General features: G+C 66.9%; 12 protein-coding genes. 1 reads left to right on the forward strand and 11 read right to left on the reverse strand.

The genetic code is table 11. The annotated features are described in order from the left end of the window. Positions 1 to 2: 2 nt before the first annotated feature. Complete coding sequence (locus DU478_RS18580) at positions 3 to 1,292, forward strand: NAD(P)/FAD-dependent oxidoreductase (protein WP_114512460.1); 1,290 nt, start codon at positions 3 to 5, stop codon at positions 1,290 to 1,292. A 114-nt stretch (positions 1,293 to 1,406) separates the two neighbouring features. Here DU478_RS18580 and DU478_RS18585 read toward each other — a convergent pair whose 3' ends face one another. From DU478_RS18585 to DU478_RS18635, 11 genes are all read right to left on the reverse strand, one after another. Then, positions 1,407 to 2,279, reverse strand: a complete 873-nt coding sequence (locus DU478_RS18585) for a GNAT family N-acetyltransferase (protein WP_114512461.1) — start codon at positions 2,277 to 2,279, stop codon at positions 1,407 to 1,409. 222 nt (positions 2,280 to 2,501) lie between these two features. Continuing rightward, the gene (locus DU478_RS18590) at positions 2,502 to 3,836 is read right to left on the reverse strand and encodes an aspartate aminotransferase family protein (RefSeq protein WP_114512462.1); all 1,335 of its coding nucleotides are present in this window, start codon (positions 3,834 to 3,836) and stop codon (positions 2,502 to 2,504) included. Continuing rightward, entirely contained in the window at positions 3,836 to 4,933 is a 1,098-nt protein-coding gene (locus DU478_RS18595) for a phosphotransferase (protein ID WP_114512463.1), read from the reverse strand. The genes DU478_RS18590 and DU478_RS18595 overlap by 1 nt, the downstream gene beginning before the upstream one ends. Further along, a complete protein-coding gene (locus DU478_RS18600; RefSeq protein WP_114512464.1) occupies positions 4,930 to 5,919 on the reverse strand; it encodes a threonine ammonia-lyase in 990 nt (329 codons plus the stop codon). The genes DU478_RS18595 and DU478_RS18600 overlap by 4 nt, the downstream gene beginning before the upstream one ends. 13 nt (positions 5,920 to 5,932) lie before the next feature. Beyond that, a complete protein-coding gene (locus tag DU478_RS18605; RefSeq protein WP_114512465.1) occupies positions 5,933 to 6,931 on the reverse strand; it encodes an ornithine cyclodeaminase family protein in 999 nt (332 codons plus the stop codon). Then, on the reverse strand, positions 6,928 to 8,238 hold the full coding sequence (locus DU478_RS18610; protein WP_114512466.1) for an NAD(P)/FAD-dependent oxidoreductase: 1,311 nt from the start codon (positions 8,236 to 8,238) through the stop codon (positions 6,928 to 6,930). Before DU478_RS18610 ends, DU478_RS18605 begins: the two co-directional genes overlap by 4 nt. An 8-nt stretch (positions 8,239 to 8,246) precedes the next feature. Then, positions 8,247 to 9,128, reverse strand: coding sequence for an ABC transporter permease (locus DU478_RS18615; RefSeq protein WP_114512467.1), 882 nt, complete (start codon positions 9,126 to 9,128; stop codon positions 8,247 to 8,249). A 21-nt stretch (positions 9,129 to 9,149) separates the two neighbouring features. Next, entirely contained in the window at positions 9,150 to 10,100 is a 951-nt protein-coding gene (locus DU478_RS18620) for an ABC transporter permease (RefSeq protein ID WP_114512468.1), read from the reverse strand. Between the two features lie 81 nt (positions 10,101 to 10,181). Next, a complete protein-coding gene (locus DU478_RS18625; RefSeq protein WP_114512469.1) occupies positions 10,182 to 11,849 on the reverse strand; it encodes a peptide ABC transporter substrate-binding protein in 1,668 nt (555 codons plus the stop codon). Further along, the gene (locus tag DU478_RS18630) at positions 11,846 to 13,573 is read right to left on the reverse strand and encodes a dipeptide ABC transporter ATP-binding protein (protein ID WP_114512470.1); all 1,728 of its coding nucleotides are present in this window, start codon (positions 13,571 to 13,573) and stop codon (positions 11,846 to 11,848) included. Before DU478_RS18630 ends, DU478_RS18625 begins: the two co-directional genes overlap by 4 nt. Positions 13,574 to 13,838: 265 nt before the next feature. Next, positions 13,839 to 14,135: a cupin domain-containing protein gene (locus DU478_RS18635; RefSeq protein ID WP_114512471.1), complete on the reverse strand. Its 297-nt coding sequence runs from the start codon at positions 14,133 to 14,135 to the stop codon at positions 13,839 to 13,841. Positions 14,136 to 14,598 lie beyond the last annotated feature (463 nt).

Here is a 14,598-nt window from a genome sequence, read left to right on the forward strand (position 1 = left end):
CGATGAAGTTCGCATCCTACTGGCACGACACGGCGCCGGTCTTCGACGGCGGGCGCACCGGTCCGGTCGAGGGCCGGTATGACGTCGCGGTCATCGGTGCCGGCTTCACCGGGCTCAATGCCGCGCGCAAGCTGGCCCGGGAGGGTCTGCGCGTCGCGGTGCTGGAGGCCGCACATGTCGGGGCAGGGGGATCGGGCCGCAACGGCGGGCATCTGAACAACGGCATCGCCCATGGCTATGCCGATGCCCAGTCCCATCTCGGGGCAGAGCGGGCGCGGCGCCTGTACCGCGCGTTCGACCGCTCGATCGAGATGATCGAGGATGTGATCGCGGAGGAAGGCATCTCCTGCAACTTTCGCCGCTCGGGCAAGCTCAAGCTGGCGTCGAAGCCAAGCCACGTCGCCGGTCTGCGCGCCAATCAGGACCTGGTCGCGCGCGAGGTCGATCCCGCCACCCGCTGGGTCGACCGGGCCGGTCTGAAGAACGAGATCGGCTCCGCCGGATTCCACGGCGGCATCCTGTTCGAGAAATCCGCCATGATGCACATGGGCCGCTACGTGACCGGCCTCGCGGCTGCCGTCACGCGCCACGCTGGAGAGATCTGGGAAAACGCGCCGGTCACCGGGCGCGGCAGGACGCGGAACGGCTGGACGCTGGAGACGCCGCGCGGGACCCTGCACGCGGACACGGTGATCGCTGCGACCGGGGCCTATTCGGCGCGGGTGCCCGGGGCGCCGCTGAAGCATTTCCGCAAGCGCATCATTCCCATCGCGTCCTTCGTGATTGCCACCCGGCCGCTGACCGATGCCGAGGTGGCGCAGACGATGCCCGGCAACCGGACCTGCGTGACGTCGCTGAACATCGGCAACTACTTCCGCCTCTCGCCCGACAATCGCCTGATCATCGGTGGGCGGGCCCGCTTTTCTGCCCGGTCCGACCAGAAATCCGACGCCGCCTCGGGCGAGATCCTGCGCGCGGCGATGACCGGCATCTTCCCGCATCTGGCCCAGGTGGAGGTCGACTATTGCTGGGGCGGGTTGGTCGGTCTGACCCGCGACCGCTTCCCCCGCGCCGGTGAGGCCGACGGCATGATCTACGGTATGGGCTACTCCGGCCACGGCGCGCAGCTGTCGACGCTCTTGGGGCAGGTGCTGGCCGATCTGGCGATGGGGCGCAAGGACACCAATCCGCTTGAAGGGCTGGACTGGCCGGCCGTGCCCGCGCTCAACGGCAAGCCGTGGTTCCTGCCGCTGGCAGGGCTTTGGTTCGGATTGAAAGACCGGCTGTCCTGAGGGGGCCTGGACCGTGTTGCGCCCGGTCGGGTTCGGGGCATCATCGACACCGCCGAGGCCGCGTTTGCGGATTCCGTCGGCGGCGTGGGTGAGGCCGGTCTTGCGCGACAGGCCTCAGCCGAGCGAATGCGCCGCGAGACCGTAATAGACCAGCCCCTCGGTCGCGCGGCGATTCGCCCCCAGGTGCATTTCCGTCACCGTATCGAACTGCCGCATACCGGCGGCGGTCACCAGCCCGCGCAGGGCCTCGTTCTCTCCGGGGGTGTCGATCCGCACGAAGCCGCCCCGCGCCTGCCGGAGAAGCTGGGCGACAATCTGCACCGCGGTCTCTTCGGTGTCGGCCACCAGCGGGCCGATCAGATCGCCCTTGCCAAAGCGCCGCCGCAGGGCAAATCCGCAGGGCCGTCCGGCGCGCCAGGCCACCACACCGGCGGACACCCCCAGCAGCGCGTCGATTACCGCTCTGCGGTCCAGCCCGTAAGCCGTCCTGTCCATCTCGCGGACCGTGTCGTGATCCTCGGGCGAAAGCTCTGTGAGTTCGAGCCCTGGGATCGCGGGCACCTCCGGTACGCGAACGACATGGCCCTGGTGCTGGTAGACGGTCATCACATGGCGGAACCCGGCGTTCAGATACAGGCGGTAGCCTGAGCGGGTCGCGTTCAGGCGCATGTCGCGCCCCTCGCAATCCTTCATGATCCGCTGAAGCAGGAAACGCCCACCACCCCGCGCCTGCAGACGCGGCGGTGTGACCATCATGCCCAGCATGGCGAAATCCTCGCCGGTCGGGAAATGCATGGCAGAACCGAGCGGGCGGCCGATTTCGTCCAGGGCGATATAGCCTTCGCCAAGCTGCATCAGCAGTTCCAGGTCGCTGTCCCGGTGCGGCCAGAAAACGCTGACGGTCAACTCGTGCAGCAGTGCCCGATCCCTGGCGGCGATCCGTGCCACCTGCGCCTCGTAAGCGTCGATGCGAAGAGTGTCGTTCAAATCCGCCGCCTCCGGTCCGGCCGAGTCTGCGACCCGGTAAATACATCGCGGCGCGTTGCGCGCGCCAGTTCTGCTCAAGGTCGGCGCATCCGTTCCGGGCTGCAACAGCCGACCTTCCCGAACCCTAACGGCAGACGCATAGCAGGTTCACCCATTTTCGACTGATATTCGGTAGTTTATGCCCATTTCTTGCGCGCCGCAAAGATATCGGAACGCCTTCGGTCATCGTTCGTTCGAGACTCGGCCGAGAACCCTGTCCAGGGTCTCGATGAACCGGTCGACGTGATCCGGCTGGCAGACGAGCGGGGGGCGGATCTTCAGGGTATCCTCGTTGGCCCCCGTGGTGCTGATCAGCACGCCCTCGTCCCGCATCCCGTTGACCACATCGAGCGCCATGCGCCGGCGCTGCTGGGCCGGGCTGTCCGAAGTACCGATATCGACACCGATAAAGAGCCCGGCTTGACGGACCGCTCTCAGCATTTCGTGGCGGTTCGCCAGCGCCCCGATCCCGTCACGCAGGCGCGCGCCGATCCGAGTAGCTTGGCCGGGGATGTCATCGCGTTGCAGAACGGTGAGCACCGCGTCGGCGGCGGCGATGCCCACCGTGTTGCCGGCGAAGGTGTTGGAATAGCGCGCCGTCTGTCCGAAACTTTCCATCGGGTCGCGCCGGCCCACGACCGCGCCGATGGGAAAGCCGTTGCCCATCGGTTTGCCCAGCGTGGCGAGGTCCGGCACGATCCCGTGCCGCTCGAACCCCCACATATGTGCGCCGGTGCGGCCAAAGCCGGGCTGCACCTCGTCCGCGATCACCAGCCCGCCGGCCGTACGCACGGCGTCCACGCCGCCCGCGATGAAGCCCGGCGGGTCGATCCAGACGCCGTCGCTGGAAAAGATGCTGTCGAAGAGCAGCGCGGCTACACCGATGCCGCGCCGGTCCAGATCGTGGATCGCCGCCGTGACCTGCGCGGTGAAATGCGCCTGTGCCTCCCCGGCGGGAACGCCGGCCGGTCCGGGCAGGTCGATCATCCGCACCGAGGGGCTGAGCCGGACGGCGTCACCCAGGTTCGGCGACACCTCCGCCACCGCGGCACTGGTGCCGTGATAGGCATAGGACGAAACGATGACGCCCTCGTGGCCGCTGACATGGCGGGCGATCCTGAGCGCCAGGTCGTTCGATTCGCTGCCCGTGCAGGTAAAGACGACGCGGTCCATCGCCTTTGGAAAGGTCGCGACGAGCCGTTCGGCATAGTCGACCAGCCGGGGTTCCAGGTAGCGGGTGTTGGCGCTGATCCGCGCGGCCTGGTCGGCCATGGCGGCGGTGATCTCGGGGTGGCAGTGACCCAGCGAGGGTACGTTGTTGTAGAAATCCAGATAGGCCCGGCCATCGGGATCGTAGAGCCACATGCCCTCGCCGCGCACGACATGCACCGGGGTGCGGTATTGCAGCCGGTAGGAGGCGCCCAGCACCGCGTCGCGGCGGGCGATCAGCGCCGCCTCGCGCTCCGGCAGCGCGGTTTCGCCGGGACGGTAGCGGTTGGGCATGAGATCCGTGGTCATCAGCTTGCGTCTTCCTGGTTTGGTGCGGGCAGCGGGGAGACCAGCGCCGTCTCGATTGCAGACTGTGCGTCCCGCGTGTCAAGCCGCGACAGGATCGCCAGTCCGCGTTCCGCCCGCGCGATGTTCTTGTTGATATAGGCGGCCTGATCCGGAAACAGATGGGACCGCCAGGCATTGATGAGCACAAGCGCCGCCTGCCGGGCCCGCATCAGCCCGACCAGAACCCGGCGGTCGAGCGCGGAGAGCGGAATGACGCTGGCATAGCCCGCGATCAGCGCCTCCGCCCCGCCCAGCGGCTGCCCTGAATCGGTGACCATGTGGCCCGCGGCGATGGCCAGGTCTTGGAGACGCGGGTTCCAGCCGCCGTCGCCGAAATCGATAAAACCTGTGCCGCTGTCGGTCAGCAGCATGTTGTGCGGGCTGAGGTCGTTGTGGGTGATCTGCCAGTCGAGCGCGCCCAGATGCGGCGCGACCTGCTCTGCGTGGTCCGCCATGGCGCGGCGCACCAGGTCGGAGAGCGGGCCCGGTTCGAGATGACGGGAGAGGGCGGAAAGCTCCGGCCAGCATCCCACATGCCACAGGACCGCGCGCCGTGCACCGGGCGGGTTGCATAGGCTCAGCGCAAGGGACAGCCGGGCGAGGGACTGCCCGGTGCCGAAGACCGTGGCCGCCGTCTGCGCCGCGTCATGCAGCGGCGTGCCGTCCAGCCGGGTCTGCAGGTAGCCGCAGGTTTCCCCGTCGTGGAACATCGCGCTGCCGCCCTGCGTCGGGATCAGCCGGGGCGCGATCACCGTGGCGTCGGGTTCGAGCCCGGCCAGCACCCCTGCCTGAAAGGCAAAGCTTTCACGCGCCTCAAGCCGCGAAGAGGTCTTGAGGATCAGGCGCCGGTCGCTTGTCGTGCGGACCTCGTCGGTCCGCTCCACCTCCGAGGCGAGCGGGACGATCTCTGCCGCGATGCCGTAATGCCGCGCAAGGAAGGCCGCAGGCCGGTCCGGGCCGCCGTGTTCCGGCCGTTCGCCCAGCGGCGCGAGCGCCGCCCGGAACCAGCCGTCCGGAAGCGAACCGGACACGTGCCGGAGATCGGGCAGGGTGGTCATGCTGCTCCGGCCACCGGTTCCGCCCGCGCGTAGACTGCCGCGAGGTCGGTCAGGCCCCAGTTGCCGCCTGTGAGGATTGTACAGACCTTTTCACCGGGACGCAGCCTGATCGAGCCGGCCAGCAAGGCCCCCACACCGATGGCGGCAGAAGGTTCGCCCAGGAGCTTGGCATCGCGCGCCAGCGCTTTCATGCCGGCGACGATATGCGCATCCTCCACGGTCACGATCTCGTCGACGTGGCGTTCGATGATGGGCCAGGGGTTCTGGCCGGGCACGCTGATGCGCAGCCCGTCGGCGATGGTGTCGCGCAGCGGCAGCGACACGCGTTCGCCCCTGATCCGGCTCTGGTAATATTTGGGGGTCAACGCCGGTTCGGCTCCGATGACGCGGACGCCAGGCTTGAGCGCCTTGAGCGCCGTGGCGACGCCCGAGATCAGACCGCCCCCGCCGAGCGGCACGATGACCGTGTCGACATCGGGCAGATCCTCGAGGATTTCGCAACCGATTGTGCCCTGTCCGGCCATGACGCGCGGGTCTTCGAAGCCGTGGACGGTCTCGTAACCCTTTTCCTCGGCGATGCGGTAGACCTGTTTCCAGCGCGCGGCGGTGTCGCCGTCGTAAAGGATGACTTCCGCGCCAAGCGCGCGGGTATTGTCGATTTTCTGCTGCGGAGAGGATGTGGGCAGCACCAGCACCACCTTCGCCCCCAGCATCCGCCCGGCCCAGGACAGGCCCTGCGCATGGTTGCCGGAAGACGACGAGATCAGCCCACGCGCGAGCTGTTCGGGCGAGAGTTGCAGCACGGTATTGAGCGCGCCGCGGATCTTGAACGCTCCGGTGACCTGAAACGTCTCGGGTTTGAGGTAGAGCTCGCATCCGACGGCCGGTTCGATCCGGTCGGCGCGCAGCATCTGCGTGTGCCGGATATAGGGCGCGATGCGCGGGCGGGCGTCCTGAATGTCCTCTATCGTGGGATGGTCTTGCATCCTTGGGGTCTCCTCATCCCGCCGGGGCCAGAAAGTCGAAATATGTGCCGACCCTGCGCGCCTTGGCCTCGCACAGCAGCGCGGCGGCGGTCGTGTTGTCCTGGATCGCCATTCCGGTACTGTCGAAAATGGTGATCTGGTCTTCGGTCTCGCGACCCGGCTTGCGACCCAGCAGCACCTCGCCGATTTCGTCCAGCGGGCCGGTGACGATACCGGCCTTGAGCGCGTGTTGCACCTCGCCCTTCTCGCAGCATTGCGCGGCGGCATCGACCACCACACGGGCATCGCGGAAGAGCTCCGGGTCCAGCTCCTGCTTGCCGGGTTGATCGGCGCCGATGGCGACCATGTGGGTGCCGGGGCGGAGCCAGCCTGCCCGCAGAACCACGCCGCTGGCGCGGGTCGTGGCGACGACGACATCGGCCTCTGCCACGGCCTCCTGCGACGTCCCGGCGACCGTGACGGGAATGCCGCACTCGGCCTCGATCTCAGCGGCGAAAGCCCGGGCGCCCTCGGGGGACCGGCCCCAGGCGTCGATGGCGTCGATCTGCATGACCTCGCGGATCGCCCGGATCTGCATGCGTGCCTGATGTCCGGTTCCGATTGCGGCGAGCCTGCGCGCGCCGGGCCGCGCCAGCGCCCGGACCGACACCGCGCCCGAGGCGCCGGTGCGGAACCCGGTCAGCAGGCTGCCGTCCATCACGCAGGTCAGCGCGCCGCTTGACCCGTCGAAGAGCAGCACGGTGCCCATGCCGTTGGGCAGGCCGAAGCGGCCCGGATTGTCCCGGAACCCGCCCGAAGAGGCCTTGAGCGACACCAGTTCGCCGCTTCGATGGTAGCCCGCCTTGAAGTCGATCTCGGCCGCCTCGGTGGACAGGTGGATGCCCATGTAGGGAGGCTGGTCCACATCGCCGCCGCTGTAGGCGCGATAGGCATCCTCGACCTCGGCGATCACGTCGGGCATGTGCAGGAGGCCGCGAACCTCCTCCTTTGTGAGCAGCAGCGTGCCGGTCATCGCCGGGCTCTGCGAAACGCCAGGTGGTCCTGCAACGCATAGCCCTTGATGATCGCAGGCACGAACCACGGATCGCCACGGTAGAGCGGGACGGCCGCGGGCGCGCGAGATGCGAAGGCGCTGTGGCCTGCCTCGGCGCCAAGCAGACGGTGGGCCGCGCGGCTGCCGACCCAGGGCGCCCAGACCACGCCGGAGCCGCAGAAGCCGCTGGCATAGCGAATGCCGTCATGTTCGAAGAGCCGGGGCAGCATGTCGCGGTTCATGGCCACGTTACCGAACCAGCTGTGGCTCAGCGTGACGTTCTCCAACTCGGGAAAGAGCTGGGCCAGCCCGGCCCGCAGGCGCAGGGTGGGTTCCAGCGGATCGCCCCGGCGGGAGGCGTCGCGTCCGCCCAGCAGGATCTTCCGGCCGTCGGGCGAAGGCCGGTAGTAAAAGCCCAACTGCCGGTTCTCGCCCATCATCATGCGGCGCGGCATCAGGCGGTCCATGACATCGGCGGGCAGATCGTCGGTGGCGATGATCCGGCTGCGGACGGGAATGAGTCGGCGCTGGAGGTAGGGGGTCGCGCGGTCGGTATAGCCGTTGGTGCAGACCAGCACCTGGCGTGCTGCGATCTCGCCCCGCGCCGTGGCGACGCGGAACCCGGTTCCGTCGCGGCTGATCCCGCTGACCCGCGTCTCGCCATGCACGTCCACGCCCGCCGCCAGCGCAACCCGCAGCATCTCGGCATGGAATTTGCCGGGGTGCAGCCCGCCGATATCCTTTCGCACCGTGCCGCCGCGGTAAAAATCCGTCCCGATATAACCCGTCTGTTCGGCATGGGGCACGGCGTAGGCCTCGATCCCCAGCCGCTTGCTCAGGGTTTCGGCGGCGCGGGCCATGGTGTCGTACTGGTCATAGCCGAGCGCGCCCTTGAAATTGCCGACGGGTTGATAGTCGCACTCCAGCCCCTCATCGGCGATGAACGCGCGCAGGAACTCCCGCGCGGTCTTGCCCTCGGCCTCGATGCCAAGCGCGACCTTCTCACCGAACCGCTTGGAGATCGCGGCAAAGCTGGGCCGGATGTTGCCGCTGGTGATACCGCCATTGCGCGACGAGGCGCCTTCGCCCGGGCGCATGGCGTCGAAGACCGCGACGGACCGGCCGGCGCGTGCCAGCACCAGCGCCGCAGAGAGGCCCGCGAAGCCCGCGCCGACGACGACCACGTCGACCTTGGCGGGGACAGGTGTCTGCGGCAGGGCCGCCGGCGGCGCGGCCTCCCACCAGTAGGGCGTTGCGCTCCGGGCGGCGCGCGCATCTTGGGACATGATCGACCTCAGAAGTTGTCGTTGCGGACGTCGAGCGCATCGCGCAGCCCGTCGCCGATGAAATTGAAGCTCGTCACCGCGATGGTGATGGCCGCGCCGGGAATGATCGCCAGCCAGGGCGCGGAGCCCAAATATTGCTGGGCGCCGTTCAGCATGTTGCCCCAGCTGGGCAGCGGCGGCTGGATGCCGAAGCCGAGAAAGCTGATATAGGCCTCGAGCAGGATCGCCCGGGCCACGGTCAGCGTCGCGGCGACGATGATCGGGCCCATGCAGTTGGGCAGGATCTCGCGGATCATGATATGCGCCTGGCTCAGACCCAGCATACGGCCCGCCAGCACGAATTCGCGTTCGCGCAGCGACCGGACCTCGGCCTCGACGATGCGGGCGACCTCCATCCAGCCGGTCAGGGCGATGATGATCGTGATCATGATCGGACTGGGCTGCAGCGCCACGGCGAGCGCCAGCAGCATGAAGATCGTCGGAAAGGACAGGAACCCGTCGACCAGCCGCATCAGCACGGCGTTCACGACGCGGCCGCCGTACCCGGCGACGACTCCGATGAACGTGCCCAGGATCGTCGCCAGCAGCATGGCGAAAAAGCCCACCAACAGCGAAATCCGGCCCGCCATGAGCAGGCGCGCGGCAATGTCGCGGCCCAGGGGATCGGTGCCGAAGTAGTGATCGCCGGTCAGCGGTGGCGCAAAACGCGCGCGCAGATCGATGTAGAGCGAGTCATAGGGCAGCAGATAGGGCCCGAAGATGCAGGCCAGCGTCAGCAGCGCGATCATCACCAGGCCCAGGAGCGCCAGGCGATGGCCGAAGAATTTGCGCACGACGCGGTTCTGCCACCAGCGGGGCAGGGGCGTCACGGTGAAGTCGGTCGTGCTCATGGGAAAATCCTTCCTGTGGTATCAGGCCAGACGGATGCGCGGATCGACGAGGGCCACGGTAATGTCGGCAATGAGGTTTGCGACGATCGTCAGGAGGGCGGAGAACATCAGGAGCCCCATCACGACCGGGTAGTCGCTGTAACCCAGGCTGTCGAGAAAGAGACGCCCCATGCCCGGCCAGGTAAAGACGGTTTCCGTCACCAGCGCGCCGGTCAGCAGGGACGGCACCTGCACACCCGCCAGGGTGATCATCGGCAGCAGCGCATTGCCGACCACGTGTTTCATCACGACGCGCCGCTCCGACACGCCCTTGGCGCGGGCGGTCTTGACGAAATCCTGGCTGATCGCATCCAGCGTCGCGGTGCGCATGAAGCGGCTCCAGATCGCGATATGGACCAGCGCCAGAACGATCGAGGGCAGAATGAGGTGATGCAGGTAGTTCAGCACCGACCCGTCGCCGATGGTGTACATGTTTCCCGCGGGCAGCCAGTCGAGACGCAGCGCGAAGACGTAGATGCCGATGAGGCCGAACCAGAAGGTCGGGATCGACAGGGCGATCATCGCACCCACGGTGGCGATGTAGTCGAAGCCGGAATAGCGGTGCGTCGCGCCGCGGATGCCGATCCAGGTCCCGATGGCGACGGCGATCACGGTCGAAGAGCCCATCAAGAGGAGCGTCGCAGGCACGTGCCGGGCGATCACCTGGGTGACCGGGCTGCCATCGCGGAAGGACGTGCCCCAGTCGCCCTGAACAAGGCCCCAGATCCAGTCGAGGTATTGAACGTGGACAGGACGGTTCAGCCCCAGCTGCTCGGTGATCCTTGCGATGTCTTCCTGCGTCATGCCGGGATCGAGCGCATATTGCGACAGCGGTCCGCCGGGCATGAGGTAAAGGACCAGGAACCCGATGATCGAGACGATCACCAGAAGAACGGCACTCTGAAGGAAACGGCTGAATAGGAAGGCGGCCATAGGGCGCTGCTCCGTGTCGGGTGTGTCGTGTCAGGGTGCCGCCGCCCGCAGGGAGGGACGGGCGGCGGCAGGGTCGAGGCGTCAGCCCCAGTACCAGAGTGCCGCGTGCGAGGACTCTGTGCGGGTGTTGGAGTTGGCCTCGAACCCTTCCAGCCCCGCCTTGCGTCCGAAGACGTTGGTGTAGCGGAACAGCGGCAGAAACGGCAGGTCCTCGCGGATGATCGCCTGGATCTCCCTGTAGATTTCCTTGCGCTTCTCCACGTCGAAGGTGCGCGCGCCGTCCTCGAGCAGCCGGTCCACCTCGGGGTTGGAATACTGCGCGTTGTTCGAGCCGCTGCCGCTCTCGGCGGCGATGGCGTTGCTGTGGAACCGGTTGGTGACATCCGGGTCGGCGCCGATCAGGTAGGTGATGCCGACCATGGCGGAGTCGAATTGCGACTGGCCCCAGAATTCGCCCCACATGACCGCAGGCGGCAGGTTCTCGATCGTCATCTCGACGCCGATCTGAGCATAGGTCTGCTGGATGAACTGCTGCGCCTGTTCGCGCAGATGCGCGCCAGTGGTGGTCGAGTTGGCGAAGCTCAGCCGCACGCCGTCCTTTTCGCGGATTCCCTCCGCGCCGGGCGTCCAGCCCGCCTCGTCCAGCAGGCTCGCGGCCTTTTCGAGGTCGAATTCGTGCTCGGGCAGGTCCGGATTGTGGAAAGCCGAGGTCTCCGGCATGAAGGTCTCGGCCTCGCCGGGCACGCCGAAGTAAAGCAGGTCGATGATCGACTTGCGGTCGATGGCAAGGTAAAGCGCCTCGCGCACGGCCTTGTCCTGGAACACTGGCAGCGCCTGATTGAGGTAGATCGACTCCAGGGTGCCGCGCGGCTCCAGCGTCACCACGCGTTCGTCGAGGGTCTTGGCCTCTTCGTAGTTGTCCGGGGTGATGTAGGCCTGGCCGACGAGGTCGATCTCGCCGCTGCGGAACTGGGTATAGAGCACCGTCATGTCCGGAATGTACTTGAACACCAGCTGCTCGATATAGGGGCCGTCGCCGTGGTAGTCGGGGTTGGCTTCCAGGATCAGGTTGTCGCCCGCCTGACGGCTGCCCCATTTGAACGCGCCGGTGCCGACCGGGGCCCGGTTGAACGGCGCTTCGTTGGGATCCTCGGCGGTGGCCAGGATGTGCTCCGGCAGGATGAAGGTTTCGCACAGGAACGACACGTAGGGCGCGAAGGGTTCTTCCATCCGCCAGGTGATTTCCGTCGGGGACACGACTTCGATATCGCGCACGAGGTCATGGCCCGCCGTCCGCCAGGCGCGGAAGTTCGGATCGGTGATGAGTTCGAGGGTGAACTTCACGTCCTCGGCGGTGAACTTCTCGCCGTCGTGCCATGTCACGTCGTCGCGCAGCTTGATCCGCCAGTTCAGCCCGTCCTCGGACAGGCCGCCGTTCTCGACCGTGGGCACCTCCGTGGCGAGGTTGGGCACCACGTCGCCGTCGGGCGTGATGCGGAAGAGGGTGTCGAAGATCGAGAAGGCAACACCGTCGTCGACCTCGATATGCGGCATCAGCGGATTGAAGACCGTAGGCTCCTGCGAGAGCCCGACGACGACGCGGCCGGTCGGCTCTGCCGGGGCGGTCTGGGCGAAGGCGGGCTTGCCGAGCAGGCCCGGTGCCAGCAGGCCGACCGCGCCGCCGGCCGTCATCATGCGCAGCGTTGCCCGGCGCGTGAAACCGGATTTCGGGGACTTTTCTTTGGTCATGTCTGTGTTCCCTGTTGTAAAGTCTGTTGGGTGCTTTGGCGGCCACCCGTGGCCGCTGCCGCGGTCTTGTCGTCGAGTTGTTCCCCCGGAATCGCCGAGACCAACTCGCGTGTGTAGTCGGCCTCGGGCGAGAAGAAGATCCGAGAGGGGCGGCCGAACTCGACAATCCGGCCCTTCTGCATCACCGCGATCTCATCGCAGATCTGGCTTGCGACCCGCAGGTCGTGGGTGATGAAAATCATGGCAACGCCGGTCTCGCGCTGGATCCGGTCGAGCAGTTCGAGGATCTGCGCCTGGATCGACACGTCGAGCGCCGAGACTGCCTCGTCTGCGACCAACAACTCCGGCTTGAACATCAGCGCGCGCGCGATACCGACGCGCTGACGCTGACCGCCGGAAAATTCGTGCGGATAGCGGCCATACGCCCGCGCATCGAGGCCCACGAGATCGAGCAGCGCCTTGGCGTCCTCGCGCGCTTTCGCGGCCGGAACCCCATGCGCGATCGGGCCGACCGTCAGGCTGCGTCCGATGGTGTTGCGCGGGTTGAGAGAGGCGAAGGGATCCTGAAAGATCATCTGGATCTTGGGCCGCAGGCTGCGGAAAGCGGGTTCGGTCAGCCCGGCAATGTCCTGGTCGCGAAAGAGGATCTGGCCCGAGTCGGCCTCCATCAGCCGGATCAGCAGACGCCCGAGCGAGGACTTGCCCGATCCGCTTTCGCCGACAACGCCCAGAGTACGGCCGGGCAATACATCGAAGGAGACATCCTGCACCGCCGGCACGATCCGCTGCGTGCGGAAGAACGCGCTGCCGCTGCGGTAGGTTTTCACCAAGTTGCGCACCTTCAGCAGCGGCTTTGCCGGGGCGCCCGAGGCGTCGGTGTGGGCGGCGCGTTCGCGGTCGTCCTGGCGCAGGTGCGGGACCGCGGCGATGAGCCGTTTCGTGTAGGGATGTTCCGGCGCATTCAGCACCTGCGCGGCGCTGCCGCGTTCGACGACATGGCCCTTTTCCATCACGACGACGCTGTCGGCGATCTCTGCAACCACGCCGAAATCGTGGGTGATGAACATCACGCTCATGCCCTTGCGGCGCTGGATGTCGCGGATCAGCTCGAGGATCTGCGCCTGGGTCGTGACGTCGAGCGCGGTCGTCGGCTCGTCGGCGATGAGGATGGTGGGTTCCAGCGCCAGCGCCATGGCGATCATCACGCGCTGGCGCTGACCGCCCGACAGGCGGAACGGATACTGGTGATACATGAGCGCCGGGTCGGGCAGGCCGACCTCGGTCAGCAGCTCGATCGCCCGTTGCCGGCGCGACTGCGGCGTGCCCTCGTCATGGGCCGCCATGGCCTCGTCGATCTGCGCGCCCACTGTCATCAGCGGGTTCAACGCCGAAAGCGGATCCTGGAAAATCATCGACACGACGCGTCCACGCAGGTCGCGAAGCTCTTCGCGGCCCATGCCGATGATTTCGCGGCCCTCCAGCGTGATCGACCCGGCGGTGGCCTGGATCGCCCGGGGCAGCAGGCCCATCACGGTGCTGGCGGTGACCGATTTCCCCGATCCGGATTCGCCGATCACACAGAGGATCTGGCCGCGATGCAGGTCGAAGGAGACATCCTCGATCGCGTGGCTCCGTTCCATCCCGTCGGGCAGGGTGACGGTCAGGCCGCGCACGGACAGCGCGACGGATGTATCGGATAAGGATGCGGATTGACCTCCGACCATGGGCTCTAGGACCTCTCTGCTGCGGGCTGGACCGGGGCGCGTGCCGCCGGACCGGGACGTTGCTCTTGCGTCGTGCCTTAAGTCCGCGTGGAACGAGGCGGGAAAGACGCGCCGCCATTGGATCAAGTCTGATCGCTCCGGAGGCGAGATGGTGTCGTTTTGCGGTGACGTGTCGGCAGGAAACGCTGCACTTGCCGTCCCGTCAGGCATATCGTTCTGGCGAGCAGACACATTCGTCGCCGGTCCGCGTCCGGCCAGGGCGCGCTCAGACCTGGGCGCAGACATAGATCTTCCGAACCGTGTCCAGCGTTCTCCAGACGCCGACAAACCCCGGCTTCATCACGAAACTGTCGCCGGCGCCGAAGCGATGGGTCACCCCGCCCGTTTCCTCGATCTCGATGGAGCCGGAAAGGATGTGACAGAACTCGAAGGTCGTCCCCTTGATCGAATGGGTCTCGCCCGGCGTCGCCTCCCAGACCCCGGTCAGCACCGTGCCGTTGCGGGAGTCGTCCTGCGCCCAGGTCCTGAAAGCCGGATTGCCCGAGATCAGGCGTTCGGGCATCGGAAGAGAGTCCTGGGGCGGGACTTAGGGTTTGGGGTCGATGGCAATCAGGTTCGTCATGTCGGCTCCTGTCGGGAATGCGGTCCGGGCCTCGTTTTCGGGCCTTCTGTTGACTTCAGTCTGCCGCGCGTGCCGGAGCGTTACGTGCCGATTTTCGTGTCTGCGCAGTGGATGATTGCGCACGGCGGGCGGAGGTAGATGAATCTGCCGGAGGGGGCGGTAGAGTTCCGGGCGGACAATCGTCCCATCGATTCACGCCGGTGGCGGGGTTTGCCAAGATCTCGCGGCTGGCAGAGAGGCGCGTTCCCCTCAACGGAAAGCGCATCGGTCATCGGCACGATTCATCGGCATTGGGCGCCACCGCGCGGTACAGGAAACTGCGGGAATGGCGCGCACGACGATCCCATCGATGCTCGGTCTTTACGTCCAGTGTGCGTCGCCTTGATCCTGCGCCAGCGCGTCA

The sequence above is a fragment of the Thalassococcus profundi genome, from assembly GCF_003344785.1.
Lineage (GTDB): Bacteria > Pseudomonadota > Alphaproteobacteria > Rhodobacterales > Rhodobacteraceae > Puniceibacterium > Puniceibacterium profundi.